Raw genomic sequence first — 24060 nt, forward strand, 5'->3', positions numbered from 1 at the left:
GCATAAGGGTCAACCAATCCAGGCCGATGCCTGCCCTCAGGCTGCTCGCGCCCGCCGCAGCCTTTCGGCGACGTAATGCGGGCCCGGCCCCGTGAGCGGTCTTTCGGTCGCCAGGAAGCCATCCAGCATGGAAAGCAGTTCGCGCGCCGCACCGGACGAGCAGAAATAGTAGACCATCTGGCCGTCGCGACGGGTGTCGACAAGGCCGAAGGCGCGGAGCTTGGCAAGATGCTGCGACAGGGCCGATTGGCTCAGCAGAACTTTCTCGGCAAGAACACCGACCGAAAGTTCGCCGCCGGCCAGGTGGTTCATGATCAAAAGCCGCTTCTCATTTCCCATCAAGTTGAGAAAGGCGGCGACAGTTTCTGCATTGGCGGCAAGTGTTCTCGAAATCATCGATTCCAGATCTCTTACTTTCGCGCTCATCCGGCGCCGTGCCAAACGCGACCTTTGGATACACCGTTGCGATGATTTCATCGCATTTCGCCCACTCAACCGAGGCGACCTATGCGGTGAAAACCAGCGCCAAGTTCCAGTCGGCATAAACCAAGACTCCAGTCAGAATCATCAGACCAAAGTCCTAGCCAATGTCAGACCAAAGACTATCAGCGCTGCGCTCTTTCTACAAGACCATAACGATATCTGCCGGCGACCTGCTTTCAGGCAGCACGCAGAAATGGCGCTGACGTCCACTTCGCGCCCGGCGGAAACAGGGTGAGATGTTGGAACTTTGGAGCGGCGCCTGAGCTAAGCCGTTGAATTATTGGCGATCCCGACAGGATTCGAACCTGTGACCATCGGCTTAGAAGGCCGGTGCTCTATCCAGCTGAGCTACGGGACCGCTGGCCGGACAAGCCATTTGATATCTTGGCCGGCTGATGTCTATGTGCCGGACGCTGCCGAGGCGATGCCGGTCAATGCGTCCAGGGTATCCTGCGGTCATAGCGGAAATTTTCCGCATAGGAAATCTGCCGGCGCTTGGTCTCCTTCGGCTCCTCGACGCGGAAGGTCAGCCCCTGCTTTTCGGCATAAGCCACCGCCTCTTCCCTAGTGTCGAAGGTGAGCCGGATCTGGCTCAGCATGTCGCCCGATGTGGTGTAGCCCATCAGCGGGTCGATCTTCTTACGCTGGGCGGGATCGAATTCCAGCACCCAATGGCCGGTCTTGGCCTTGCCGGACTGCATCGCGGTTTTGGCTGGGCTGAAAATACGCGCGGACATGGGCACCTCGTGGCTGCGTTGGCGGTAGCGCCGCCTTATTTCAGTCAATACTGTGCAACACTGCCGACGGCAAGGCCGAAGCGGCTTGCAACCGCGCCGCTTCGGAAGCGGCATAGGTCCGATACACTAGCGTGGCATCAAAAGTCATGGTCATGATGGCGACATATAGAGGCATGGACGCAGGGATTTTGCACGCTAAGGCCGGCCAGCAAGCGATTTTCAACGACGTGATCGTCATCGGCGCCGGCGGGGCCGGGCTGACCGCAGCCCATGCGCTGCTCAAGGCCGGCGTACAAGTGATGGTGTTGGAAAAGGAGGCCCGGCTGGCCGAGCCATGGCACCGGCGCCACCCACAGCTTCACCTCAACACGCATCGCGATCTCTCGGCACTTCCGGGCGTCTCGTTTCCCGCCGGCACCCCTGCCTTTCCGCACCGAAGCGCAATCATCCGCCATCTCAACGAATTCCGCGCCATGCACCGGCTGCCGGTCGAGTTCGGCGTCTCGGTCGATGAGATCGCTTTCGACGGTGACCACTGGCTTGTGCAGACAAGCGCCGGGCCGCGACTGGCGCGCCATGTCATCATCGCCACCGGGCGCGACCGGCAGCCCGTCATTCCGGCCTGGAAAGGTATGAAGGCCTTTGCCGGGCGCGTCATCCATTCGGCCGAGTTCGGCGACGCCAACGACTATGCCGGCCGAAAGATACTGGTGGTCGGCGCCGGCAATTCCGGTTTCGACGCGCTCAACCATCTGGCGCGGGTGGATACGGCGCAGATCTGGCTATCAGCGCGAAACGGCCCGGCGCTGCTGCCCAAGCGCATCGGCCAGATCGCTGTCCACCGCTTTTCGCCGATTCTGGCGCGGCTGCCGTTCAAGCTTGCCGATGCGGTGATGGCAGCGACGCAGCGGCTGGTCTTCGGTGACCTCACCGCCTTCGGCCTGCCGCCGACACCTTCGGGCGGGGCAAGCCGGCTGGCGTCGGATTATACCGCCATCGCCGCCGATGACGGCGCCGTCGACGCCATCAAGGACGGCCGGATCATCGTCGTGCCGACGGTGCGGGAATTCACCCGCGACACGGTCATTTTCGATAATGGCGTGACGATCCAGCCCGATATCGTCATCGCCGCGACCGGCTACCGCACCGGTCTCGAGGCCATGTTGGGCAAGCTCGGCGTGCTCGACAAAAAGGGCGTGCCGCTGTTCAACGGCGCCGACAGCGACCCGAAACTGCCGGGCCTGTGGTTCACCGGCATGCGGCCGAGCATCCGCGGCTGCTTCGCCAACGCCCGCATCCAGGCCAAGGGGATCGCTGCCAGGATTGCGCGGGAGCGCAAACCGCCGAGTCCAGTTTGACGTTTTAGGGGTTGCGCGGCAGGGCCCGGAACCTTATACGCCGCAGGGCCTCGGAGTGTAGCGCAGCCTGGTAGCGCATCTGGTTTGGGACCAGAGGGTCGGGAGTTCGAATCTCTCCACTCCGACCATTTTTCTCCCTGCAAAGGTTGTTTGTGGTCAAAGGTCGCCAACGGCGGCCTCGCCGCCGGCGCATGGCGGTGCGCGTTCGCACCCCCCGCAGACCTGTATCGGTCAAGCCGGTCGTGGCGAAGGTCTTTGCGCTGGAGGATGCCGCCGACGGCCTGCGGTATCTCATCGAGGAGCGCCCGTTCGGCCGGGTGGTGCTGAAGATTTGACGCAAAGCGCTCCGCTCGGATAATCCATCGCTTCCATCGCTGCCGTCGGTTTAGACTTTGGCAAAAGGGGAGATTCCGGATGCTTGGTCTCGAGGCATGGCTGTCGCTGATAGGCCCTGCCTACTTCGCCTATATCGGCATTGCGATTCCGTTCGTGGTCGTCTGGGCCATTATTTGTGCTGCCCTGTGGATCTGGAACAACCGGCCAAGCAAGAGGCAGGGCCTTCCCCGGTCGTGGCCCGCCAGCCTGGCGTTCTTTGGCGTCGTCGCCGCCTGTTACGTGGCGGCGCATATAACGGTCTACCTTCTGGTCCGGTATCTGGCCCCGTTGTGGGCGTGACAGGAGCGCGCGAACTTTTACCGGGCACTCTGGCGACCATTCTGCCTGAAGGTAAGCTCGCCGGGCGAGAACCCCAATCATCACTCCCGGCGAGCCTACAACCCGATCAGGAACGCGATCAGGACCGGGGTCAGCCGGCAGGCGTAGTGCTGCAAGATGGATGCCAGAGGTTTTTTCTCGAAATGGGACAGGAGCGGAGTCTTCTCCTTCCACTGCCTAAATTTCGAACTCGCCCTGACCTTCATCCATCGCACTGACGATCTCGGCTGCCAGCGCACGGGTGATCGGGGTCTTGCGTTCGAGCGCGGTGCGATCGAGCCGTTCGACCACCCGCATTGCGGTGGCCAGCGAGCGCTCGATGCGGCGCACGAGATATTGCACAACATGCTGTTCGACCTCGACCTGGCGGTCGGCGAACAGTTTGGTGATGACGCCGGCCAGAAGCAGGTCGTCCGGTTCGTGGATTTCGACCGTCGCCGCCGCCTTCAGCCGCGAGGCGAGATCGGGCAGCGTTACCCCCCACGCGGCGGGAAAGCGCCGCGCCGTCAACAGCAAGGTGGACCCGGCGCTGCGCACTTCATTGATGAGATGGAACAGGCCCGCCTCGTCGATAGCTGTCTTGTCGACATCGTCGATCAGCGCCGGCCTGCCGCCGAGCCCGGTGATGGCATTGCCGATGCGCTGGGCATCGACCGCCACAGCGTTGGCCCGCGCCTGCCAGATCGACCCCAGATGTGTCTTGCCGGAACCAGCCGGGCCGGCCAGCACGATCACCGGCGAGGGCCAGTCCGGCCAGCGGTCGACAAGGGCCACCGCCTCGCGGTTGGTGGCCGACACCACCAGTTCGTCGCGCGAATAGCCGGTGCCGTGGCCGAGATCGAGCGGCAGCTGGCGTGGCGGTTCGGTCTTTTGATCAGCCACGTTCAGCTGCGCGGCGAGCGGTGGCCTCCGCCACGATCGGCGGGGAGCGGCGGGACGGGCTCAGTGGCGTGCCCCTTGTAGAGCGGCGATTCGAGATAGCGGGCGATGGCAAAGCGCACCAGCACGGCAACCGCGGCCGAGGCCGGCACGGCAATCAGCAGCCCAACGAAGCCGAACAGGGCGCCGAAAGCAAACAGCGCGAACATCAGCCACACCGGATGCAGGCCGACGCTTTTGCCGACCAGCCTGGGCTGCAGGATGTTGCCTTCGATGAACTGGCCGATGAAGAACACGCCGGCGACCAACGCCACCATGGTCCAGTCCGGCCAGAACTGGACGAAGGCGACGCCGACGGCCAGCACCAGGCCAGTCAGCGAGCCGACATAGGGGATGAAGGAAATCAGCCCGGCGAACAAGCCGATGAGGATGCCGAAATTCAACCCGGTCAGCGTCAGGCCGGTGGCGTACATGCCGCCAAGCACCAGGCACAGCGTGCCCTGGCCGCGCACGAAGCCGGCGGTCGCGGTGTTGATGTCCCTGAAGATCGCCCTGACCGTCCCGACATAATCGCGCGGCACCCAGCTGTCGACCACCGCCACCATGCGGTCCCAGTCGAGCAGCATGTAGAAGGCAACGACCGGGGTGACCACGAATAGGCTGACCACCGAAACCAGAGCCACGCCGGAACTCCAGATCGAGGTAAAAACGGTGCTCAGCAGGCCGAAGCCTGACGTGAGCAGCGAATTCAGACCATCGCGCAGGCCATTGGCGTTGACGCCGAATTTCTGCTCCAGCCATTTCGGATCGAAGCTGGTGATCAACGACTGCAGCCGGGTCAGATATTCCGGCAGCTTGCCGGCGAAGTCGGCCATCTGCGTCGCCAGCACCGGAACCAGGATGACGAAGGCCAGCACCAGCAAGACGATGAAGGTAATGAGGATGACCACCGTCGCCATCAGCCGGGAGAGCCCGAGGCGCTGCAGCCGGTCGGCGACCGGATCGAGGAAATAGGCCAGCACCATGCCGGCGACGAAGGGTAAGAGGATGCCGGAGAAGATGTAGAGGAACAGCGCCAGGAAGACGGCGGTGCCCAGCCAGAAGAAGATCTGGCGGCGAAACGCCAGGGACGCAGCTTCGCCGGCGGCCGCTGCCTCGGCCGCAACTTCGATGGATTCTCGATCAGGTGCCCGGGGTGGAGCCTTCGCCATAGCCGCTCATATGCCTCAGCCAAGCCACGAGATAGGCCGCGGCCGAAGCCACGGTCAAGACCCCGGACAGCAATATGAGCGCGGGCCTGAGCGGGTCAAGGTGGAGGCCAAAGGCAAGTTCACCCAGCACCACGGCCGCCAGCACGATCTGGGCGGCGGTGTTGGCCTTCGACACATAGAGCGGTTTCATCTCGACCGGATGCGCCATGACGGTGGACAACAGCACGGCGCAGATGATCAGCGCATCGCGTGAGACCATGGTGACGACCAGCCACAGCGGCAGTTCGCCAATGAATCCCATGACCACGAACACCGAGACCAGGAGCACCTTGTCGGCCATCGGATCGAGATAGGCGCCGAGTTTCGAATGCTGGTTGAAACGGCGGGCGATGAAGCCATCGACGCCATCGGAAATGCCGGCAACGAGAAAGCCGGCAAAGGCCCAGTCCCAGCGCATGTTCAGCATCGCCAGCACCACGGCCGGGACCAGCACGAAGCGCATGATGGTGATCAGGTTGGGAATGGTCAAAGGCATGTCCCGCTTTGCTTGTTGGGAGATAGATGAGGGAGATGGCGGGTGGGCGCAAGTCGCGAGGCGCCGAAGCAGCTGATCTCCCCCCACAAGGGCGGAGATTGGCTGTCACCCTCCTTGCCCCCCGAAACCATTCATGCGAAGAGCCCGCAAGGGAAACAGGGATGCGCCGACGATGAGCAAGGGCGACCGGGCCAAGCGCAAGAACGGGCTCACCTATGCCGAGGCTGGCGTCGATATCGATGCCGGCAATCTGATGGTGGAGAAGATCAAGCCGCTGGTGCGCGCGACGCGCCGGCCGGGCGCCGATGGCGAGATCGGCGGCTTTGGCGGCCTGTTCGACCTGAAGGCCGCGGGCTTTACAGACCCGGTGCTGGTTGCCGCCAATGACGGCGTCGGCACCAAGCTGAAGATCGCCATCGATGCCGGCAAGCATGACACGATCGGCATCGACCTCGTTGCCATGTGCGTCAACGACATTGTCGTACAAGGGGCGGAGCCGCTGTTCTTCCTCGACTATTTCGCCACCGGCAAGCTCGACCCCGACCAGGGGGCAGCGATCGTCGGCGGTATCGCAATAGGCTGCCGGCAGGCCGGTTGCGCGCTGATCGGCGGCGAGACGGCTGAAATGCCAGGCATGTATCATGGCAACGACTACGACCTTGCCGGCTTTGCCGTGGGCGCGGCTGAACGCGGCCAGTTGCTGCCGACCGACGATATTGTCGAGGGTGACGTGCTACTGGGTCTGGCTTCCTCAGGCCTGCATTCGAATGGCTTTTCGTTGGTGCGCCGCATCGTTGGCGTCAGCGGCGTTGCCTGGAGCGATCCGGCGCCGTTCAACGATGAGGCGACGCTGGCCGAGGCGCTGCTCGAGCCGACGCGCATCTATGTGAAATCGATCCTGAAGGCGATCCGCAACACGCACGGCATCAAGGCGCTCGCCCATATCACCGGCGGCGGCTTTCCCGAAAACATCCCGCGCGTGCTGCCGAAGGATTTCTCCGCCGAGCTCGACCTCAATGCCATCGATGTGCCGTCGGTCTTTTCCTGGCTTGCGAAAACCGGCGGCGTGGCGCCGGAAGAGATGATGCGCACCTTCAATTGCGGCATCGGCATGATCCTCGTCGTCGCCTCCGGCCAGGCGGCGCAGGTCGCCGCCGTGCTGCAGGAGGCCGGCGAGACGGTGACGCCGATCGGCCGCATCGTACCGCGCCGCGACGCCGGCGTCATTTATCGGGGCTCGATCGGCCTATGAGCAGGAAACGCACGGTTGTCTTGATCTCGGGACGCGGCTCCAACATGACGGCGCTGATCGCGGCGGCGAGCGATCCGGCCTATCCCGCCGAAATCGTCGGCGTCATTTCCGACCGGGTGAACGCCGCCGGCCTCGGCATCGCAGCCGCGCGCGGCATCCCGACCAAGGTCATCGTGCGCTCCGACCATGCCAGCAAGGAAGCCCATGATGCGGCGATCGACGCCGCACTGGTTGCGTTCAACGCCGAGATCGTGGCGCTGGCCGGCTATTTGCGCATCCTTTCCCGGGGCCTGGTCGAGAAGTGGCAAGGGCGCATGCTCAACATCCACCCTGCCCTGCTACCGGCCTTCAAGGGGCTCGACACGCATGCGCGCGCGCTGCGGGCCGGCATGCGCATCCATGGCTGCACGGTGCATTTCGTCACGCCCGAGATGGATGACGGCCCGATCATAGCGCAAGCCGCGGTGCCGGTGATGGTCGGCGACAATGAGGACACGCTGGCCGCGCGCGTGCTGAAGGCCGAACACCGGCTCTATGCGCTGGCGCTCGGCCTCGTTGCCGACGGCAAGGCGCGCATGGAAGGCGGCCGCACGGTTCTCGCCCATTTCGCCGACGACGCCGACAATGCAACTTCGGTTGTGATGGCGCCTAACCCGTTGCGCGAAGAGCGCGATCTCGAGCATCTGGCGCGGATCACGCCTTGAGGGCCTAGACCCACAACGAGCCGAACCTATGAAACAGCTGCTCCTGCTGCGCCACGCCAAGTCGAGCTGGGACGATCCGGCGCTTGCCGATTTCGACCGGCCGCTTGCCCCGCGCGGACTGAAGGCAGCGCCGATGATGGGGCGCGAACTGGCCAGGCGCGACTGGCTGCCTGACCTGGCGCTGGTGTCACCGGCGCTGCGCACGCGCGAGACATGGCGGCTGGTCTCGGCCGAACTGCCGACGAGAGTGCCGGTGGAGTTTTCCGAGGGGCTGTTCGAAGCCACAGCCGGCGACATTCTGGCCGAGGTGCAACAGGCAATGGCGTCGGTCGGCTGTCTCCTGGTGCTTGGCCATAATCCAGGCCTGGAGGATTTGGCACGCCGGCTTGCCGGTCCGCGATCGGATGCCGGGGCTCGCAGGAAGCTTGAAGAGAAATTCCCGACCGGCGCCCTTGCCCGCTTTGTCGTCGACGATGGCTGGGCGGAACTCGCCTTCGGCACAGCCCGGCTAATGCATTGCATCAGGCCGAAGGATTTGGGCTGATGCTGTCCAAATCAAAAGCGGTGGACCACGCCCGCCGCTTTTGGTGCAAATGATCAGTTGCCCCAGATGCCCTGGCCAGGATCCGGCGAGGCTTTCGATCCTGCCGATCCCGTTGTCGTCGTATCGACGTTAGCCGCAGGCTTGGTCATCCTGTGCTTGCGGATCGAGGCGGTGAAGCCGCGGTCGACGCCGGCGGTCGGCTGGTTAGCGTTGTCGGCGCCATAGTGATCGCTGCCGGCAGAGGCGCTGCCCATGGCAGCGACGAGCATCGCGGCTGCGACGAATACCATCCTGGTCATTTCAGTGTTCCTTGTCTGTCGTTTCATTGCGCGGGCGCCTTGGGAGGATGGTCCGCTGTCAACAAGACCCGGAACGGTCGGGTTTTATTCCCGGGCGAAACGGATTGCCTCACGGAACCCAGCCGGCTGCACAAAAAAACAAGAGCGGCGGGCCAAGCCCACCGCTCTTTGTGGTCGTAAATCTCTCTGGAAATTAACGACCCCAGATGCCCTGGCCGGATTCACCGGGAACCTTGGCATTGGCGTCAGCCTGTGCCTTTTCGGGCTTCAGGATCGAGCCGGTGAACATGTGGTCGACGGAAGTCGACTGGCTGGCAACCGGCTGGTTGGCGTTGTTCGAGCCATAGTGGTCGCTGCCCGCGAAAGCGGAGCCCGTGGCGACGAGAATGGCGGCGGCGGTAAGAGCGATCTTGGTCATTTTTAAATACCCCTGATTTGAGACGATGATCGATTCGGATGGAGCCGGCTTAGCGGCCCCAGATGCCCTGGCCGGATTGCGGCTGGTTAGAGTCGCCCTTGATCGTGAAGCCGCCGAGGCTGACAGGCTTGCTGATCGAGGCCGTATAGCTGTGGTCGATATTGCCATAGCTGTGGTCAATATTGCCGGCAGGAGCGGTCACGGCGGGCTGGTTGACACCGTCAGAGCCGTAGTGGTCGCTGCTTGCAAAAGCGGTGCCGGTGGCAACGAGGAGGGCAGCGGCGGTAAGAGCGATCTTGGTCATTTTAAGTACTCCAGATATCTGGTCCTGTCCGTCTAGTGGCGTGCCTTGGGAGGAATTCGCGTCGCTCGGACCACCCCGAGATGGGTCTGTCTTGCCGCCATTTCCAATCACTAAAATGTGTGAACCGAACCGTTCAGTTCGATCTTGAAATTCACCGAATGACTCGGCGGTTGCAATTTTCTACAGTGATATCAAATAGTTAAATTATAGCACTTGCTATAATGCGCGGTCGACTCGTTGAGCCGACGTGCATCGATCACGATACAGTGCGTCAATGTGAATCGAACCGAACGGTTCTGCTTCTTTAGTATCTCGACTGATTAGGCGGCTCAAGGACCCATCGCAACCGCCCCTCGCTGCCGTTACCATTGCATCTCAAAGGCGGTAAAACCCAGCGCGTCGCGCATGTCGTATTCCCCGGGCGGACGTTCCACCAGCCAAAGTGCCGCGACAATGGCGCCCCGCGCGAACATCGAGCGGTCACCGGCCGAATGCGAAAGCGTGAGGGCCTCGCCTTCGCTGAGTAAGCTCACGGTATGATCGCCGACAATTCTGCCGCCGCGCAGCACGGCAAAGCCGATCTCACCGGCAGGGCGAGGACCGGTGACGCCGTCGCGACCGCGTCTCGCCACATCGTCGAGGCCGACGCCGCGCCCCCTCGCGGCCGCTTCGCCAAGCATCAGCGCCGTGCCAGACGGCGCGTCGACCTTCAGACGGTGATGCGCTTCGAGGATTTCGATGTCGGCATCGGGGCCAAGCGCCCGCGCCGCCTGTTCGACCAGCCCCGCCAGCATGTTGAGGCCGAGCGAGTAGCTGCCCGAGCGCACGATTGCGATAGACTTCGCCGCCTCGGCGATGGCTGCAAGTTCAGAGGCATTGAATCCGGTCGAGCCGATGACCAGTGCCGGGCCGCCGCGGGCCGCGCAGGCCTTTGCCAGTTCGACGGAGGCCGCCGGCGTGGTGAAGTCGATGATGACATCGGCAATCGCCAGCGCCTCGTCGCGTTCGATCAGGCCCCCGCCGGCGCTGCCAGGCCGGTGGAATCGCGCGACGAGCGCTAGCCTGGGATCGGCTTCGACGGCCAGCGCCATCTGCCTGCCCATACGGCCGAGCGCGCCGGCTATGGCAATCTTCACTGGATGCGGCATGGCGGCTTTCGTTGGAAATGCTTTACCGAACAATGGTCTACCATGCCGCCTTGCCAGATTGATTCAGGCGGCGCCATGCGTCTTCAGCATCATGCCGGCGATTTCCTTGACCAGCTTGGCGGCGACAAGCGCTGTCAGGTTGGAGACATCCTGGTTCGCATTGTATTCGACAACATCGGCTGCGACGATCGGCTGGTCGATCCGCTGGATCAGGCCGATCACTTGCCGGGTTGTAAGACCACCGGGTTCGCGGTGCGAGACGCCGGGCGCACAGGCCGGATCGAGGCCGTCGAGATCGACCGAGAGATAGACCGGCGTCTTGAGGTCGAGCCGCAGATCATCGCTGAAATGGCGCGCCTCGATCACCTCGACGCCGAAGTGTGTGAGCTGGTCACGAAGCTCGTCGTCGAGCGTGCGCAAGCCGATCTGGACCAGCCGGTCGGCCAGCCCTTCCTCCAGGATGCGTGCGAAGGACGAGGTGTGCGAGCGTTTGTTGCCCTGATAGGCATCGTAGATGTCGGGATGGGCGTCGATCTGGACGATCGTCAGGCTGGGGTGGCGGCGCCGCACGGCGCGCAGCAGCGGCCATGCGATCGCGTGGTCGCCGCCGAGACTGATCAGCGGATGGCCGGCATCGAGCGCGCGGCCGACCTCACTTTCGATCCGCTCCCACGGGTCGCCAACGCCTGAAAAATCGATGTCGCCATGGTCGAGAAAACTGTCCGCCACATCGAAGCCGGTCTCACTCCAGGAACTGTGGGCGTCGCTTTTAAGCTCGCGCCTGATCAAGGCAGGCGCTGCTGCGGCACCTTTGAGATAGGACGAGTTGTCGTCATGCGGTATTCCCAGAAGCGAAACCCTGGCCATTGGCGTGCGATCTCCGGCAACAGGCAATCTCACTAAACCCGGGAGCTGGCTGGCGATAGCGGTGCCGCTTGGGCCAGCAGCGAAGGCGAACCGGCAATCAAGCCGTCATTTGCCGGCCTCCCCGCCCAGTCTTTGCCTGACGATCGCGGCGTGGAAATTTGTGCCGTGCAACAGCCCGTCATCGTTGAAGTCGTAACTGGAATTGTGCAGCGGCACTGACGCCTCGCCATTGCCGAGGAAGACGAAGCAGCCCGGCACGTGGTCGAGGAAGCGGGCGAAATCCTCCGAACCGGTCATCGGCTCCGCCGCGACGCCAACGTCGGCCAGCACGCGTTTTGCGGCGGCAAAGGCTTCGTCCACGAGTTCAGCATCATTTTGCAGCGGCACGAACTCCCTGGTGTAGGTGACCTCGGCGGAGACATTGTAGGCGGCGGCCGTACCCTCGGCGATGATGCGCATCTGCCGCTCGATCTCGGCGCTGACCTCCGGCCGAAAACTGCGGGCGTCACCGAGGATGCGGGCAAGGCCGGGCAATGCATTGCGCGTGCCATCGGTGATCAGTTCGGTCACCGAAACCACCGATATGTCGGCCGGACTCAGCCGGCGCGAGACGATGGTCTGCAGATTGGTGACCAGCGCGCAGGCGGCAACCAGGGTTTCATTGCCGGAATGCGGTCGCGCGGCATGGCCGCCGATGCCATTAAGCACGATCTCGAAATTATCCTCGGCCGACATGATCGGGCCGGCGCGGGTTTCGAAATACCCGATGGGCAGGCCAGGCATGTTGTGCAGGCCGAAGATCTCGTCGAAGGGGAAGCGCTGCATCAGGCCGTCGTCGAGCATCGCCAGCGCGCCCTTGCCCCACTCCTCGGCCGGCTGAAAGATGAAGCGCACAGTGCCATCGAACCCGCCCTCGGTAGCCAGCAGCTTTGCCGCGCCGAGCAGCATTGTGGTGTGGCCGTCATGGCCGCAAGCATGCATGAAGCCGGGGTTTTGCGAGCGATAGGCGGCCGTTGACTGCTCGGTGATGCGCAGCGCGTCCATGTCGGCCCGCAGCGCAATCGCCCGGTTGCCGCTGCCGCGCTTCAGCGTGCCGACCACACCGGTGCCGCCGACACCCTCGGTGACATCGTCCAACCCGAATTCACGCAGCTTGGCGGCGACGAAGGCAGCGGTGCGCTTTTCCTCAAAGCCAAATTCAGGATGCGCGTGCAGATCGCGCCGCCAGCCCGTCATCTCCCGTCTCAGCGCATCACGATCGAGTTCAGCCATTTTCTCCCCCGACCTATTTTGCAAGCTGGGTGGCGACATCAAGCAGGATGTTGGCGCCGGCGACAAGCTCGGCATCGTCGGTATGTTCGCGCGGACTGTGGCTGATGCCGCCGGCACTCGGCACGAAGATCATCGCCGCCGGCGCGATGCGGGCCATCATCTGCGCGTCGTGGCCGGCGCCCGATGTCATGCGCCTGACGCCGAGACCGCGATTTTTCGCGGAGGCCTCGATCCGTTCGACGATGCCGATATCGAACAGGACCGGCTCGAAGCGGGCCAGTTGTTCGGCAGAAATCGACACGTTCTCGACCACAGCAAGCTCTTCGAGGTATGCGGCAAGCGCCGCCTCATGTGCCTGCAGGCGCTGTTCATCGGGATCGCGCAGGTCGACAGTGAAGACGGCGCGCCCGGGAATGACATTGATGGCATTCGGCTCGAAGCGCATCGTGCCGACGGTGACGACCATCGGCGTGTTCGAAACCTTGGCTCGATCGTGCAGGAAGGTGATGACGCGGGCGGCGGCGTGGCCGGCATCGCTGCGCATCGACATCGGCGTGGTGCCGGCATGATTGGCGGCGCCGTCGATGGTGATGCGCTGCCATGAGATGCCTTGCAGATTTTCCACGGCGCCGATCGGCACGCCTTCGCGCTCCAGCACCGGCCCCTGCTCGATATGCAGTTCGAGATAGGCGTGCGGCTTGAGGAAGCCGGGTTCGCGGTCGCCGGCATAGCCGATGCGGGCGAGTTCCTGGCCGAGCACGCTGCCATCCGTGCCGATGGCGGCCAACATCGCGTCCGGGCCGGCGCCACCGGCATGGACCAGCGAGCCCATCATGTCGGGCGTGTAGCGCACTCCCTCCTCATTGGTGAAAGCGGCGACCGCGACCGGACGTGAGGGCGAAAAGCCCGAGGCCTTCAGCGTCTCGATCACCTCCAGCCCGGCAAGCACGCCATAGCAGCCATCATAGATGCCGGCATCGATGACGGTGTCGATGTGCGAACCGATCAGCAGGGGCGCCTGCCCGGCACTGTCGGGGCCTTGCCAGATGCCGAAGATATTGCCGACCCGGTCGATCGCGACATCGAGCCCGGCCTGGTTGAGCCAGCCGACGAAGAGGTCGCGGCCTTGCCTGTCGGTATCGGACGCGGCGAGCCGGATCAGCCTGCCGTCCTTGTCACGACCGACGGCGCCGAGTTCACGGATGCGGCCTAGCAGGCGCTTCGCATCGATGGCGATCATGATGCTGCCTCGGCTGCCATCTTGCCGGCCAGCACATCGGCCGGTGTCATGCCGACCAGTTCGGCATAGCGATGCGGGTCGGTAGCGCCTTCGGTATTGATCAGCAGCACGCGGGATTGGCTATCGAGCCCGAGAGCGACCTTGTGGTCAGCCACCGCCCGGATTAGCCCAGCAAGACCGACACCGCCGCTTTCACCTGAAACGATCGCCGGATCGCCTGCACTTGGCTGGGCGAGAAGCCGCATTACCGCGACGGCCTCATGCTCGTCCACCGTCATGAAGGCATCGGCAACCCGCGCCAGCACACGCCAGGCGACCGCCGAGGCCTCGTAGCATTCCAGCATCGCCATCACGGTTGGCTGGTCGTGCGCGACCTTGACCACGCGACCCGCCTGGGCGGCCGCGACAACGCAGGCCGCGCGCGCTGGCTCGACCACGATGAAGATCGGCCTCGCATCGCCGAGCACGATGGCGAGATGACCGGCCACCGCTGCGGCAATGCCGCCGACACCGGCCTGCACGAAGACATGGGTTGGCGGCTGCGGCAACTGGTGCAACGCTTCGCGCACAATCGCCGTATAGCCCTGCATAACCAGACCGGGAATGCGTTCGTAGCCGGGCCAGGAGGTGTCGGACACCACCGTCCAGCCCTTGTCGGCGGACACCTTGGCGGCCTGCCTCACCGAGTCGTCATAGTTGCCGTCGACGCGGATCATCTCGGCGCCATAGCGGGCGATGGCCGCAATCCGCTCCTCGCTGACGCCGGCATGAACGAAGATTACCGCCTTGGCGCCGACGAGTTGCGCCCCTTGCGCAACCGAGCGGCCGTGATTGCCGTCGGTGGCACAGGCCACCGTCATGCCGGCAGCGATCGCCCGGACGTCGGGCCGGTTGAGATCGGCTACGTCGACGGGCCGGCCGAGCGACCGGCTTGCCTCCTCCAGCACAAGGCGGAAGACGGCATAGGCGCCGCCCAGCGCCTTGAAGCTGCCGAGGCCGAGGCGAAGGGCTTCATTCTTGATGTGGATGGTGCTGAGACCGAGTTCGCCGGCCAACGCCGGCAAGGCATGCAGCGGCGTTACCTGGTGATTGTCGCGATGGGCCAGAAAGCGCTCGACCGTGTCGGCGCCGGCAACCCCCAGCGTTTCGGCATCGACCGGATCGAGCGGCCGGCGGTGCACGGCATTGCTGTTGAGCAGGAACACGGGCGGCCTCCTTGAGATCAGACGAGACCATATTGCAGCAGAGGCGCAAAGAGCGCTGTAATTGGACCTTCCAAATGCAAGTTTGTTTCGCCGGGATACCTCCATTGCCTGCATCGTCCTCACTCGACAGTTTCGACCTCGCTATCCTTGCCATCCTGCAAAGGGACAACACCACGCCGCAGCGGCTGATCGGCGAGGCCGTCAACCTGTCGGCGCCGGCGGTGCAGCGGCGCATCAAGCGCATGGAGCAAACGGGCGTGATTGCCGGCAATGTCGCTGTCGTCGAGCCGGCGGCGGTCGGCCAGCCCATCACCATCTTCGTCGAGGTCGAGCTGGAGAGCGAACGCTCTGACCTGATCGACGCGGCCAAGCGGCAATTCTCGGCGGCGCCCGAAGTGCAGCAATGCTACTACGTCACCGGCGAGGCCGACTTCATCCTCGTCATCACCGTGGCCGACATGGGCGCCTATGAGGCGCTGACGCGCAAACTGTTCTTCGACAGCAAGAACGTGCGAAAATTCCGCACCTTCGTCGCGATGGACCGGGTCAAGGTCGGGCTCACCGTGCCTTTGCCCGGATAACCGATATCAGCCGACCGGTCGCAGCCAGACCTTGTTGTCGTGGAAGGCGGCACCGCCATAGGGCGCAGGCGCATCGGCGCCGGTCAAAACATTGATGCCTTCGCCGCGCTCATGGGCGCTGTTCGGCCAGATGCCCTCGGCGATCACCACGCCGCGCTTGATGCCTTCGAACAGTTTTGCGTGCAGCACCACCTCGCCGCGCCGGTTGCCGACCTCGATGCGGTCGCCATCGCCCAATCCAAGGGCAGCGGCATCCTCCGGATGCAACAACAATTCCGGCCGGCCTTCCTTGGCCCTCGACACCGGCGTTTCCGTGAAGGTCGAGTTGAGAAAATTGCGCGCCGGCGATGTCGTCAGCCGGAACGGATGCTCGGCGTCCGCGACCTCGATCAGGTCGACATGGTCGGGGAATTCCGGCAGTTCTGACACCGGCCCGAACAGGCCCATGCTTTTCGGCGGCCGGTTGGGCGCCGCCTGCCCGCTCCAGTTGGCGCGGAAGTGGAATTTCTTGTCGGCGTGACCGAAGCCCTCGATGAAATGCGCGGCTTCGAAATCAGGCTGCAGGTCGACCCACTTGTCTTCCTTCAGGCTGGCGAAACTGCCCAGCCCGCGCTTGCCCAGGATGATGTCGATATGTTGCTGCTCGGTCAGGCCAAAGCCCGGCCGGTCGGCGACGCCGAGGCGCTCGGCCAGTTGCTCGATGACGAAATGGTTGGTGCGCGGCCCTTCCGGCGGCTCGATCAGCTTGGGGCCGAGCGTGATGTGCTGGTTGCCGCCGCCCTTGTAGACATCGTCATGCTCGAGGAACATCGTTGCCGGCAGCACGACGTCGGCAAGTTTTGCGGTGTCGGTCATGAACTGCTCGTGCACGCAGGTGAACAAATCGTCGCGCAGGAAACCCTGCTTCACCAGTCGCTGCTCGGGCGCGACATTCACCGGATTGGTGTTCTGGATCAGCATCGCCGTCACCGGCGGGCCGCCATAGAGTGCGTCCGCCGCACCGGTCAGCACCGGGCCGGTGCGCGACTGGTCGAGATAGCGGATCGAGGGATCGCGCATCGCGGTGCCTTCCAGCACATCCTGGTTGAGCTTGAAGATGCCGGAGTTGGAATGGAAGGCGCCGCCGCCCTCATATTGCCAGGCGCCGGTGACGGCGGCGATGCAGGACGCCGCATGCATGTTGACCGAGCCGTTGCGCTGGCGGGCAAAGCCATAGCCGAGGCGGAAATAGGTTTTCTTCGTCGTGCCGACGAGGCGGGCGAAGGCCTCGATCTCGGCGACGGCAAGGCCGGTGATGGCGGAGGCCCATTTCGGCGTGCGCGTCTCCAGATGCGCTTCCAGCCCGTTGGGATCGTCGGTGTATTTTTCGAGATAGGCGCGGTCGGCCATGCCTTCCCTGAACAGCACATGCATGACCGCACAGGCCAGCGCGCCGTCGGTGCCCGGCTTCAGCACAAGGCCCATATCGGCCTGCTTCATCGTCGCGTTCTCGTAGACGTCTACGACGACGATCTTGGCTGAACGTTCCTTGCGCGCCTTGATGGCGTGGGTCATGACATTGACCTGCGTGACCACGGCATTGGTGCCCCAGATCACCACGCAGTCGGATTTGGCCATTTCGCGCGGATCGGGACCGCGCAAGGCGCCCGCCCCCATCATCCAGCCGGTCCAGGCCAGATTGGTGCAGATCGAGCCGAAGAAGCCGGAATACTTTTTCGCATGGCGCAACCGGTCAATGCCGTCGCGCTGCACCAGTCCCATCGTGCCGGCATAGTAGTAGGGCCAGACAGTCTCCGACCCGTATTTTTCCTCGGCTGCGATGAATTTTTCGGCGACGAGGTCGAGCGCCGCCTCCCAGCTGGATTCCTTCCAGAGGCCGTCGCCCTTGGCACCGGCCCGCACCAGCGGCTTCAGCAGCCGGTCCGGATGGTGGACGCGGTCGGCATAGCGCGCGACCTTGGCGCAGACGACGCCGGATGTGTAGGTATTGGCCTTGGCGCCATGGACGCGGCCGATGCGGTTGCCGTCGAGCAATTCGACCTCGAGCGCGCAGGTCGACGGGCAATCATGCGGACAGGCCGAATGGCCGATGCGGAGCTTGGCGTGCTGGTTCATGGCGCCCGCTTAGCCGGTTCCGGACGCGGCGTGTAGGGCCAGATGGCGCCTCTTCCTTCTCCCCTTGTGGGAGAAGGTGGATTGGCGCGATAGCGTCGAGACGGATGAGGGGTGTTCCAGCGAAGTGAGGCGTTGGCGTTTCCTGGAACACCCCTCATCCGGCCGCTTCGCGGCCACCTTCTCCCACAGGGGGAGAAGGGAAGAACTGCCCTACTCCGCCGTGCCTTCCTCATACTCGGCCGACATGGTCAGCCACTTCTCCTCGTGGCCGGCAAGCTGCTGTGACAGTTGCGAGCGCTCCTTGGCCAGCCTCGTCGCCGTCGACGGATCCTTCTCATAGACGGCCGGGTTGGCGAGTTCGTCCTCGATCAGGTCTATGCGCCTGCGGATACGGTCCATCAGCGCCTCGGTGGCGCGGATTTCCTTGGCCAGCGGCTCGAAGGCGGCGCGGCGCGCGGCTGCATCGCGGCGGCGATCGGCCTTTGATGCCTTCTCGGCCTCGCGCTTGCCGCGACGGTCTCCGGACACGCCGGTAACCAAAGTCTTATAGTCCTCAAGGTCGCCGTCATACGGATTGACCGCGCCGTCCTTGACCAACCACAGCCGGTCGGCCGTCGCTTCCAGAAGATGCCGGTCGTGCGAGATCAGGATGACGGCGCCGGGAAACTCGTTCAGCGCATGGATCAAGGATTCACGGCTGTCGATGTCGAGATGGTTGGTCGGCTCGTCGAGGATGAACAGGTTCGGCCCCTCGAAGGCCGACAGGCCCATCAGGAGGCGCGCCTTCTCGCCGCCGGACAGGTCCTTGGCGGCGGTGTTCATCTTTTCGGTGGTGAGACCGAACTGGGCGACGCGGCCGCGCACCTTGGATTCCGGTGCTTCCGGCATCAGCCGGCGGACATGCTCGTAGGCGTTTTCCTCCGGCCTGAGATCGTCGAGCTGATGCTGGGCGAAGATCGCCACTTTCAGCCCGGGCGCAACCGTCATGGTGCCGGTTTCCTGCTTCAGCCGGCCCGACAAAAGCTTGGCGAAGGTCGACTTGCCGTTACCATTGGCGCCGAGCAGCGCGATGCGGTCGTCGGCGTCGATGCGCAGCGTCATCTTCTTCAGGATCGGCTGGCCTTCGGTGTAGCCGACATTGACGTTGTTCAGCGCCACGATCGGCGACGCCACCGTCTTCACCGGCTCGGGGAAAGAGAACGGCCGCACTGTGTCGTTCACGATCGCGGCGATCGGCTTCATCTTCTCCAGCGCCTTGATGCGCGACTGCGCCTGCCTCGCCTTGGAAGCCTTGGCGCGGAAGCGCTCGACGAACGATTCCATATGCTTGCGCGCGGCTTCCTGCTTGACGCGGCCCTTCTCCTGCAACTCCTTCTGCTCGGTGTACTGGCGCTCGAACTGGTCGTAGCCACCGCGCCAGAAGGTCAGCTTCTTCTGGTCGAGATGGACGATGGAATTGACGGCGCGGTTAAGCAGGTCGCGATCATGCGAGATCAGAAGTACCGTGTGCGGATACTTCGACACATAGTTTTCCAGCCACAACGTGCCTTCAAGATCGAGATAGTTGGTCGGCTCGTCGAGCAGCAGAAGGTCGGGCTCGGCAAACAGCACCGCGGCGAGCGCCACGCGCATACGCCAGCCGCCGGAGAAGGACGAGGCCGGGCGGCGCTGTGCAGCATCGTCGAAGCCGAGGCCAGCAAGGATGGTGGCCGCTCGCGACTCGGCCGAGTGCGCGTCGATATCGGCCAGCCGCATGTGGATGTCGGCGATGCGGTGCGCGTCGGTGGCGGTCTTTTCCTCCTCAAGCAGGGCAGTGCGCTCGAGGTCGGCCTTCAGCACGATCTCGATCAGCGGATCCTCGGTGCCCGGCGCTTCCTGCGCCACCTGGCCGATGCGGGTGTTTTTGGGAAGGCTGATCGAGCCGGTCTCGGAGGGGAAATCGCCGGTGATCGCCTTGAACAAGGTCGTCTTGCCGGTGCCGTTGCGGCCGACGAGACCGGCCTTGGTGCCGGCCGGCAAGGTCAGCGAGGCATGGTCGAGAAGCAAGCGTCCGGCCATGCGGAGCGAAAGGTCGTTGATGATAAGCATGCCGGGGCTTTTGCACGGGAGGGCGGCGCTTCGCAAGGGCTTGGAGGGCCGGCGGGGCCATAAGGCATGAAAACGGCGCGCCTGAAGCGCGCCGTCCATGACTGCACACTGCTAACTTTCAGAGACGACCTAGGTCAGGCCTTCGTCTTGCGCTTCGTCACCTTGGCCGTGGCGGCCGGAACGGCCGGCTTGCGGCCGAGGCCCGAGGATTTGGCCAATGCCGAACGGGTCGCGGAATAGTTCGGCGCCACCATCGGATAGTCCGGCGGCAAGCTCCATTTGGTGCGATACTCGTCCGGGCTGAGGCCATGATCGGTCATCAAGTGGCGCTTCAGCGACTTGAATTTCTTGCCGTCCTCGAGGCAGACGATGTGGTCGGGAAACACCGAACGCTTCGGATTGACGGCCGGGTTAAGCACAGGGCTCTCCACGGCGGCGGCACTGCCCAACTTACGAACCGAAGCGCTGACGCTTGCGATCAAGTCCGGTAGACTAGAAGCTGGCAGTGGATTGTTGCCGACATAGGCCGATACAATGTCGGCGGTCAGTTCAATAGCAGTCTTGTTGTCGAGAGTTTGCAATTTGTTTTTCTCCCGCCGGTGATGCAGTTGCCGGCTTTTTTTTGAAGAGTGTTCTCGATGTATCCACTTAACAGCACCCCCCCAGCGGGTCGTTAAGCGTCAGTAAATCATCAAGAATCGGTGCAGGAGGATGTTTCCACATCAGGTTGCAACGTTGCAAATTAGAAAATCTAATACTTCGAAGCAGCAGATTTCGCCGTTGCGGAACTGACGGGCCTGGAGTCGGCCAATATCTCTAGAATACGTTTCCAGCGGGCGCACCGCCCGAAGTCTTTTTGCTCGATCGCCTTTTCGGCTTTCATCGCGGCATAGAGCGGCGCCTCGGCGCCGAACTCCTTGATCAGCCAGCATGCTTCCTGTCTGGCGAGGCGTTCATCGTCGTCAAGCATGGTTTTCAGCCTCCGAGCGTTCTATGCCCACCGCAATGCAACTACCGATGACGAGGACCGCACCGGCAATCGCGGTCAGCGTCAGGCTCTCACCGGACAGCGTCAGCAGCAGCGTCGAGGCGATCGGCGTCAGATAGGCGACAACCGCAACCTTGCCGCCGCCTTCGAGCTTCAAGGCGCGTGACCAGAAATAATAGCCCAGCCCCATCGGACCGGCGCCGAGATAGAGGCCAAGCAGGAGGTCCGCGCCAGATGGCCAGGCCGTGCCGTCGTGAACAGACCACAGCAAGGTCAGGCCGACGCCGACCAGTGCCGAAGGCAAAAGCAAACGTTCCGACGGAGTGGCCAGGCGAGCGACCGCGATCGAATAGAACGCCATGCACAGCGCCGAGCCGAAGGCCGCGAGATAGCCGACGATACTGCCCTGGAGAAATGGCTGGCCGCGACCACCCGAGATCACCAGCGCCACGCCGACAAAGCCGAGCACGGCAGTCAAGCCGAGAAGCACAGGGCGCTGCGGCTTGGCCAGCACGATGACCGCCGCCGCAACCATCAGCGGCCAGGTGTAGGCAACGAGATTGGCCTCGATCACCGGCATGGAGGCAAAGGCGATGTATTGCAGCACCATGGTGCCGACCAGGCCGATGATGCCGACCGCGACCGCCCGGGCGCCTGTGGCTGCGCTTTCCGGCGCCGCGTCCTTGCGGCTCGCCAGATGGATGACGGCGAACACCAGCGCCGCTCCGCAAAACTGCAGCAACTGCACCAGCGACACCGGGTGGCTGGCCAGCAGGGATTTGCCGACCAGTGCGTTGGTCGACCACAGGGCGACCGCGCCGGCGGCGAAGACCAGGGCCGATGGCGAGCCCGATCCATCCCGGAACCGCCGGGATGGCGCCCTGTTTCCGTCGCCGACCATGATTTCTTCCGAACCGACGGTCAAACCGGTGTCCACTTCTATACACTGGCTACCATGATTCCCTTGAGCCGCCCGGGAACGGCGCATCGGTCGCCGCCGCAACCGAACGCTCTTCCTCGAAGCGGCGATAGGCCGGCAACTGGTTTGTCCAGACGTCTTCGGCCAGCTCGTTGACCCATTCGCGATCATGATCATTGTCGGCTGCGAGATAGAACATGCGGTTGTCATCGACATAGGGCTTGGCCACCGAGCGCTGGTTGAGCACCAGCGTGACGCGGTCACCGAACTGGATCGGTGCCGTCCGGTGCAGAACGCCAAGAAACTGCCCGAGCGTCGCGTAGTTCATCTTGTGGTCGATGCGCATGATACGGTTGCGCGGGATCTCGCGGCCGGATTCGAGGGTGGCCCGACCGGTCTCGGAATCGTCGCAGTAGATTTCGAGATGGCCGCCAACCAGCGGATTGCTGATCGACAGCGGAATGAGTTCGGTGACCGGAACACCGTCGCAATGCCAATCGACGGCGCCGTCCTTGGGATTCATAAAGGTGACGGTCGAGCCGACGATCGACAGCGGGTAAGGCTCGAGCTTGGTGCCCATCATGTCGGACAGACGCTCCAGGCGCAGCTTGTCATGCAGCAGTTCCTTGATCTCCGGAATGAAGCGATCGGCGCCGGTGATGAAGGTCAGATCGAGATGCTTGTGCACGGCGTGGCTGGCCTTGAGCTTCAACGCCGCCTCTTCGATCGCCGCCAGCAAAGCCGGGTCGTAGCCGTGCAGATACTGCGCAACGCCGAAACTCGACACTTTCCAGGCTGTCTCGTGACCGATAATGGCTTCACGGCTCATCGCATAGCGCAAATCGGGAATGGTATGGGCGTTCATTCTACTTCTCCAGGGTGGGGGCATCACTTGGTAAACAGTCGATTAATTTCGCCACCCCTGTAAAATTAGGAATGCTGGTGCTAGTGTAAGCCCAGCTTAAGGTCGAAACCCGTGCGTCTGCTCAGTCAGGTCAACCTCAATTCGCTGAAGATTGTCGAAAGTGCCGCCCGGCACCGTAACTTTACGCGCGCCGGCGAAGAGCAGTTTATTACTGCTTCCGCGGTCAGCCAGCGCGTCAAAAGCCTCGAAGACCAGCTGCGCTTCAAGATCTTCCAGCGTGGCGGCAATGCGGTTTCGCTGACGCCCGAGGGCGAGACCTATGTGGCGCGCGTTCGCGAGGCATTGGAGCGGATCGTGGCGGCCAGCATGGAAGCGACCGGACAGTCGCAAGCGCATGTGCTGAAGATTTCGGTGCTGCCGACTTTCGCCGCGCGTTGGCTGTTTCCGCGGCTGCCGCTGTTCCAGCGGCAATATCCCGAAATCGAGATGCGCGTCTCGACCTCCTACGCCACCAATGAGTTCGCCACTTCCGAGTTCGACCTTGAGATCCGCTATGGAGACGGCAACTTTCCGGACCTGGCGGCGGACCTCTTGTTCAAGGAGGATTTGACGCCGGTATGCAGCAGGAAGCTGTTCCAGGAGATTCTCGGCGGCAAGCCGGTGTCAAAGGTGACGCCGGACGACCTCAGGTATTTCACCCTGCTGCATTCCGACACCTGCACGCAGAACTGGCAGTCGTGGCTGGGTTTTGCCGGCGCGAGTTCCGTGCTCGGCGAGGCCAAGAGCATCTATTTCGATTCCTGCATGATGTCCTATGAGGCGGCCAATGCCGGCATGGGCTTTGCAGTCGCCAACCGCGCCTATATGGCGAGCGACATCCGCGCCGAGCGGCTGGTGGCGCCGTTTGCCGTACATCACCCCAACACCGCCGGCTGGTATTTCGTCAGCCCGGTCACCGCGCCCTATGCGCGCAAAGTGGAACTGTTCAAGCAGTGGATCATGGCCGAGGCGGCGCTGACGCAGTGCCAGCTGGACGCCGAGATCGCCAGCGGCCCGGTAATGCGGCAGGCTATGGCCTGAGGTCGCTCCTACTGAGAGTTCTTGCCCAGCGCACTACTATTTCTCGCACTTCACCATAGTTTCCTACCAACGGCTGGTATTTTCGCAAAGTTGTCCGACCGGATCGATGATTTCCGGCAAAAATTCCAGGTTCTACTGTTAGTTTTTACAGTTGCTCCCGGGCCGCCCAGCAGACTTGCGCGCTCACCTCATGACGCAGAGGAAAGACTCAGCTATCTTCGGTCGTGCGGCGGGCCTGTTTTCCCGCTTGGCCG

27 protein-coding genes and 2 tRNA genes are annotated in these 24060 nt (G+C 63.3%); 9 read left to right on the plus strand and 20 right to left on the minus strand.

Translation table 11 applies throughout. The annotated features are described in order from the left end of the window. Positions 1-36: 36 nt before the first annotated feature. The 3 genes from AC04SG_RS14295 to AC04SG_RS14305 form a co-directional block, all read right to left on the minus strand. Positions 37-396: an ArsR/SmtB family transcription factor gene (locus AC04SG_RS14295; RefSeq protein ID WP_203278147.1), complete on the minus strand. Its 360-nt coding sequence runs from the start codon at positions 394-396 to the stop codon at positions 37-39. A 368-nt stretch (positions 397-764) separates the two neighbouring features. Continuing rightward, positions 765-841 (minus strand) — tRNA-Arg (locus tag AC04SG_RS14300). 73 nt (positions 842-914) lie between these two features. Next, positions 915-1220 carry an ETC complex I subunit gene (locus tag AC04SG_RS14305; RefSeq protein WP_112560867.1) on the minus strand — a complete coding sequence of 102 codons (306 nt, stop codon included), beginning with the start codon at positions 1218-1220 and terminating at the stop codon, positions 915-917. 173 nt (positions 1221-1393) lie between these two features. On the opposite strand from AC04SG_RS14305, the gene AC04SG_RS14310 reads away from it, so the two are divergent. From AC04SG_RS14310 to AC04SG_RS14325, 4 genes are all read left to right on the plus strand, one after another. Then, the gene (locus AC04SG_RS14310) at positions 1394-2578 is read left to right on the plus strand and encodes a flavin-containing monooxygenase (protein WP_488551646.1); all 1185 of its coding nucleotides are present in this window, start codon (positions 1394-1396) and stop codon (positions 2576-2578) included. A 51-nt stretch (positions 2579-2629) separates the two neighbouring features. Continuing rightward, positions 2630-2706 (plus strand) — tRNA-Pro (locus AC04SG_RS14315). Positions 2707-2775: 69 nt separating this feature from the next. Continuing rightward, positions 2776-2913, plus strand: a complete 138-nt coding sequence (locus AC04SG_RS14320; protein ID WP_488551571.1) for a hypothetical protein — start codon at positions 2776-2778, stop codon at positions 2911-2913. Positions 2914-2992: 79 nt separating this feature from the next. Then, positions 2993-3253 (plus strand): hypothetical protein, encoded by a 261-nt coding sequence (locus AC04SG_RS14325; protein ID WP_488551572.1) that lies wholly within the window; start codon positions 2993-2995, stop codon positions 3251-3253. Positions 3254-3469: 216 nt separating this feature from the next. Here the strand turns inward: AC04SG_RS14325 and hdaA are convergent, their stop codons facing one another. The 3 genes from hdaA to AC04SG_RS14340 are packed head-to-tail and all read right to left on the minus strand — an operon-like array spanning position 3470 to position 5911. Then, positions 3470-4174, minus strand: a complete 705-nt coding sequence (hdaA, locus tag AC04SG_RS14330) for a DnaA regulatory inactivator HdaA (RefSeq protein WP_488551573.1) — start codon at positions 4172-4174, stop codon at positions 3470-3472. A gap of 2 nt (positions 4175-4176) precedes the next feature. Beyond that, positions 4177-5382 (minus strand): AI-2E family transporter, encoded by a 1206-nt coding sequence (locus AC04SG_RS14335; RefSeq protein ID WP_488551574.1) that lies wholly within the window; start codon positions 5380-5382, stop codon positions 4177-4179. Further along, complete coding sequence (locus AC04SG_RS14340) at positions 5354-5911, minus strand: CDP-alcohol phosphatidyltransferase family protein (protein WP_488551647.1); 558 nt, start codon at positions 5909-5911, stop codon at positions 5354-5356. Before AC04SG_RS14340 ends, AC04SG_RS14335 begins: the two co-directional genes overlap by 29 nt. A 178-nt stretch (positions 5912-6089) precedes the next feature. Here AC04SG_RS14340 and purM point away from each other — a divergent pair, with 178 nt between their 5' ends. From purM to AC04SG_RS14355, 3 genes are read left to right on the plus strand one after another with little or no spacing between them, the layout of a single operon-like run. Next, positions 6090-7169 (plus strand): phosphoribosylformylglycinamidine cyclo-ligase, encoded by a 1080-nt coding sequence (purM, locus tag AC04SG_RS14345; protein WP_488551575.1) that lies wholly within the window; start codon positions 6090-6092, stop codon positions 7167-7169. Continuing rightward, complete coding sequence (purN, locus tag AC04SG_RS14350) at positions 7166-7873, plus strand: phosphoribosylglycinamide formyltransferase (protein ID WP_488551576.1); 708 nt, start codon at positions 7166-7168, stop codon at positions 7871-7873. Before purM ends, purN begins: the two co-directional genes overlap by 4 nt. 28 nt (positions 7874-7901) lie before the next feature. After that, entirely contained in the window at positions 7902-8417 is a 516-nt protein-coding gene (locus tag AC04SG_RS14355) for a SixA phosphatase family protein (protein WP_488551577.1), read from the plus strand. Between the two features lie 53 nt (positions 8418-8470). On the opposite strand, the gene AC04SG_RS14360 is transcribed toward AC04SG_RS14355, so the two are convergent. From AC04SG_RS14360 to AC04SG_RS14395, 8 genes are all read right to left on the minus strand, one after another. Continuing rightward, on the minus strand, positions 8471-8716 hold the full coding sequence (locus tag AC04SG_RS14360) for a DUF680 domain-containing protein (protein WP_488551578.1): 246 nt from the start codon (positions 8714-8716) through the stop codon (positions 8471-8473). Positions 8717-8909: 193 nt separating this feature from the next. Further along, entirely contained in the window at positions 8910-9134 is a 225-nt protein-coding gene (locus AC04SG_RS14365) for a DUF680 domain-containing protein (RefSeq protein WP_488551579.1), read from the minus strand. Positions 9135-9183: 49 nt separating this feature from the next. Beyond that, positions 9184-9438 carry a DUF680 domain-containing protein gene (locus AC04SG_RS14370; RefSeq protein ID WP_192248529.1) on the minus strand — a complete coding sequence of 85 codons (255 nt, stop codon included), beginning with the start codon at positions 9436-9438 and terminating at the stop codon, positions 9184-9186. Positions 9439-9800: 362 nt separating this feature from the next. Beyond that, positions 9801-10586: a 4-hydroxy-tetrahydrodipicolinate reductase gene (gene dapB / locus AC04SG_RS14375; protein WP_488551580.1), complete on the minus strand. Its 786-nt coding sequence runs from the start codon at positions 10584-10586 to the stop codon at positions 9801-9803. Positions 10587-10649: 63 nt separating this feature from the next. Next, complete coding sequence (locus AC04SG_RS14380) at positions 10650-11453, minus strand: agmatinase family protein (RefSeq protein WP_488551581.1); 804 nt, start codon at positions 11451-11453, stop codon at positions 10650-10652. 105 nt (positions 11454-11558) lie between these two features. Further along, positions 11559-12725, minus strand: a complete 1167-nt coding sequence (locus tag AC04SG_RS14385) for a M20 aminoacylase family protein (RefSeq protein ID WP_488551582.1) — start codon at positions 12723-12725, stop codon at positions 11559-11561. 13 nt (positions 12726-12738) lie between these two features. Further along, on the minus strand, positions 12739-13965 hold the full coding sequence (locus AC04SG_RS14390) for an allantoate amidohydrolase (RefSeq protein ID WP_488551583.1): 1227 nt from the start codon (positions 13963-13965) through the stop codon (positions 12739-12741). Continuing rightward, positions 13962-15170, minus strand: a complete 1209-nt coding sequence (locus AC04SG_RS14395; RefSeq protein WP_488551584.1) for a diaminopropionate ammonia-lyase — start codon at positions 15168-15170, stop codon at positions 13962-13964. The genes AC04SG_RS14390 and AC04SG_RS14395 overlap by 4 nt, the downstream gene beginning before the upstream one ends. Before the next feature lie 74 nt (positions 15171-15244). Between AC04SG_RS14395 and AC04SG_RS14400 the strand changes: the two genes are divergently transcribed. Next, entirely contained in the window at positions 15245-15751 is a 507-nt protein-coding gene (locus tag AC04SG_RS14400; RefSeq protein ID WP_488551585.1) for an Lrp/AsnC family transcriptional regulator, read from the plus strand. A gap of 6 nt (positions 15752-15757) precedes the next feature. On the opposite strand, the gene AC04SG_RS14405 is transcribed toward AC04SG_RS14400, so the two are convergent. The 6 genes from AC04SG_RS14405 to AC04SG_RS14430 form a co-directional block, all read right to left on the minus strand. Further along, a complete protein-coding gene (locus tag AC04SG_RS14405; RefSeq protein ID WP_488551586.1) occupies positions 15758-17866 on the minus strand; it encodes a molybdopterin-containing oxidoreductase family protein in 2109 nt (702 codons plus the stop codon). Between the two features lie 210 nt (positions 17867-18076). Continuing rightward, positions 18077-19954, minus strand: coding sequence for an ABC-F family ATP-binding cassette domain-containing protein (locus tag AC04SG_RS14410; RefSeq protein ID WP_488551587.1), 1878 nt, complete (start codon positions 19952-19954; stop codon positions 18077-18079). 134 nt (positions 19955-20088) lie between these two features. Further along, positions 20089-20535, minus strand: coding sequence for a Ros/MucR family transcriptional regulator (locus tag AC04SG_RS14415; RefSeq protein WP_352558033.1), 447 nt, complete (start codon positions 20533-20535; stop codon positions 20089-20091). A gap of 170 nt (positions 20536-20705) precedes the next feature. After that, positions 20706-20924 (minus strand): hypothetical protein, encoded by a 219-nt coding sequence (locus AC04SG_RS14420; RefSeq protein WP_192259021.1) that lies wholly within the window; start codon positions 20922-20924, stop codon positions 20706-20708. Next, positions 20917-21843, minus strand: a complete 927-nt coding sequence (locus AC04SG_RS14425) for a DMT family transporter (RefSeq protein ID WP_488551588.1) — start codon at positions 21841-21843, stop codon at positions 20917-20919. Before AC04SG_RS14425 ends, AC04SG_RS14420 begins: the two co-directional genes overlap by 8 nt. A gap of 49 nt (positions 21844-21892) precedes the next feature. Continuing rightward, positions 21893-22726: a hypothetical protein gene (locus AC04SG_RS14430; protein WP_488551589.1), complete on the minus strand. Its 834-nt coding sequence runs from the start codon at positions 22724-22726 to the stop codon at positions 21893-21895. A 111-nt stretch (positions 22727-22837) separates the two neighbouring features. On the opposite strand from AC04SG_RS14430, the gene AC04SG_RS14435 reads away from it, so the two are divergent. Further along, on the plus strand, positions 22838-23806 hold the full coding sequence (locus AC04SG_RS14435; protein ID WP_488551590.1) for a LysR substrate-binding domain-containing protein: 969 nt from the start codon (positions 22838-22840) through the stop codon (positions 23804-23806). Positions 23807-24060 lie beyond the last annotated feature (254 nt).

The organism is Mesorhizobium sp. CNPSo 4684, assembly GCF_057784315.1.

Excerpts from the sequence above, each read along its gene's own strand:
- AC04SG_RS14295 (WP_203278147.1), bottom strand. The coding sequence starts at position 396 with ATGATTTCGAGAACACTTGCCGCCAATGCAGAAACTGTCGCCGCCTTT.
- AC04SG_RS14305 (WP_112560867.1), bottom strand. The coding sequence starts at position 1,220 with ATGTCCGCGCGTATTTTCAGCCCAGCCAAAACCGCGATGCAGTCCGGC.
- AC04SG_RS14310 (WP_488551646.1), top strand. The coding sequence starts at position 1,394 with ATGGACGCAGGGATTTTGCACGCTAAGGCCGGCCAGCAAGCGATTTTC.
- AC04SG_RS14325 (WP_488551572.1), top strand. The coding sequence starts at position 2,993 with ATGCTTGGTCTCGAGGCATGGCTGTCGCTGATAGGCCCTGCCTACTTC.
- AC04SG_RS14335 (WP_488551574.1), bottom strand. The coding sequence starts at position 5,382 with ATGGCGAAGGCTCCACCCCGGGCACCTGATCGAGAATCCATCGAAGTT.
- purM (WP_488551575.1), top strand. The coding sequence starts at position 6,090 with ATGAGCAAGGGCGACCGGGCCAAGCGCAAGAACGGGCTCACCTATGCC.
- purN (WP_488551576.1), top strand. The coding sequence starts at position 7,166 with ATGAGCAGGAAACGCACGGTTGTCTTGATCTCGGGACGCGGCTCCAAC.
- AC04SG_RS14355 (WP_488551577.1), top strand. The coding sequence starts at position 7,902 with ATGAAACAGCTGCTCCTGCTGCGCCACGCCAAGTCGAGCTGGGACGAT.
- AC04SG_RS14360 (WP_488551578.1), bottom strand. The coding sequence starts at position 8,716 with ATGACCAGGATGGTATTCGTCGCAGCCGCGATGCTCGTCGCTGCCATG.
- AC04SG_RS14365 (WP_488551579.1), bottom strand. The coding sequence starts at position 9,134 with ATGACCAAGATCGCTCTTACCGCCGCCGCCATTCTCGTCGCCACGGGC.
- AC04SG_RS14370 (WP_192248529.1), bottom strand. The coding sequence starts at position 9,438 with ATGACCAAGATCGCTCTTACCGCCGCTGCCCTCCTCGTTGCCACCGGC.
- dapB (WP_488551580.1), bottom strand. The coding sequence starts at position 10,586 with ATGCCGCATCCAGTGAAGATTGCCATAGCCGGCGCGCTCGGCCGTATG.
- AC04SG_RS14380 (WP_488551581.1), bottom strand. The coding sequence starts at position 11,453 with ATGGCCAGGGTTTCGCTTCTGGGAATACCGCATGACGACAACTCGTCC.
- AC04SG_RS14385 (WP_488551582.1), bottom strand. The coding sequence starts at position 12,725 with ATGGCTGAACTCGATCGTGATGCGCTGAGACGGGAGATGACGGGCTGG.
- AC04SG_RS14390 (WP_488551583.1), bottom strand. The coding sequence starts at position 13,965 with ATGATCGCCATCGATGCGAAGCGCCTGCTAGGCCGCATCCGTGAACTC.
- AC04SG_RS14400 (WP_488551585.1), top strand. The coding sequence starts at position 15,245 with ATGCAAGTTTGTTTCGCCGGGATACCTCCATTGCCTGCATCGTCCTCA.
- AC04SG_RS14405 (WP_488551586.1), bottom strand. The coding sequence starts at position 17,866 with ATGAACCAGCACGCCAAGCTCCGCATCGGCCATTCGGCCTGTCCGCAT.
- AC04SG_RS14410 (WP_488551587.1), bottom strand. The coding sequence starts at position 19,954 with ATGCTTATCATCAACGACCTTTCGCTCCGCATGGCCGGACGCTTGCTT.
- AC04SG_RS14420 (WP_192259021.1), bottom strand. The coding sequence starts at position 20,924 with ATGCTTGACGACGATGAACGCCTCGCCAGACAGGAAGCATGCTGGCTG.
- AC04SG_RS14425 (WP_488551588.1), bottom strand. The coding sequence starts at position 21,843 with ATGGTCGGCGACGGAAACAGGGCGCCATCCCGGCGGTTCCGGGATGGA.
- AC04SG_RS14430 (WP_488551589.1), bottom strand. The coding sequence starts at position 22,726 with ATGAACGCCCATACCATTCCCGATTTGCGCTATGCGATGAGCCGTGAA.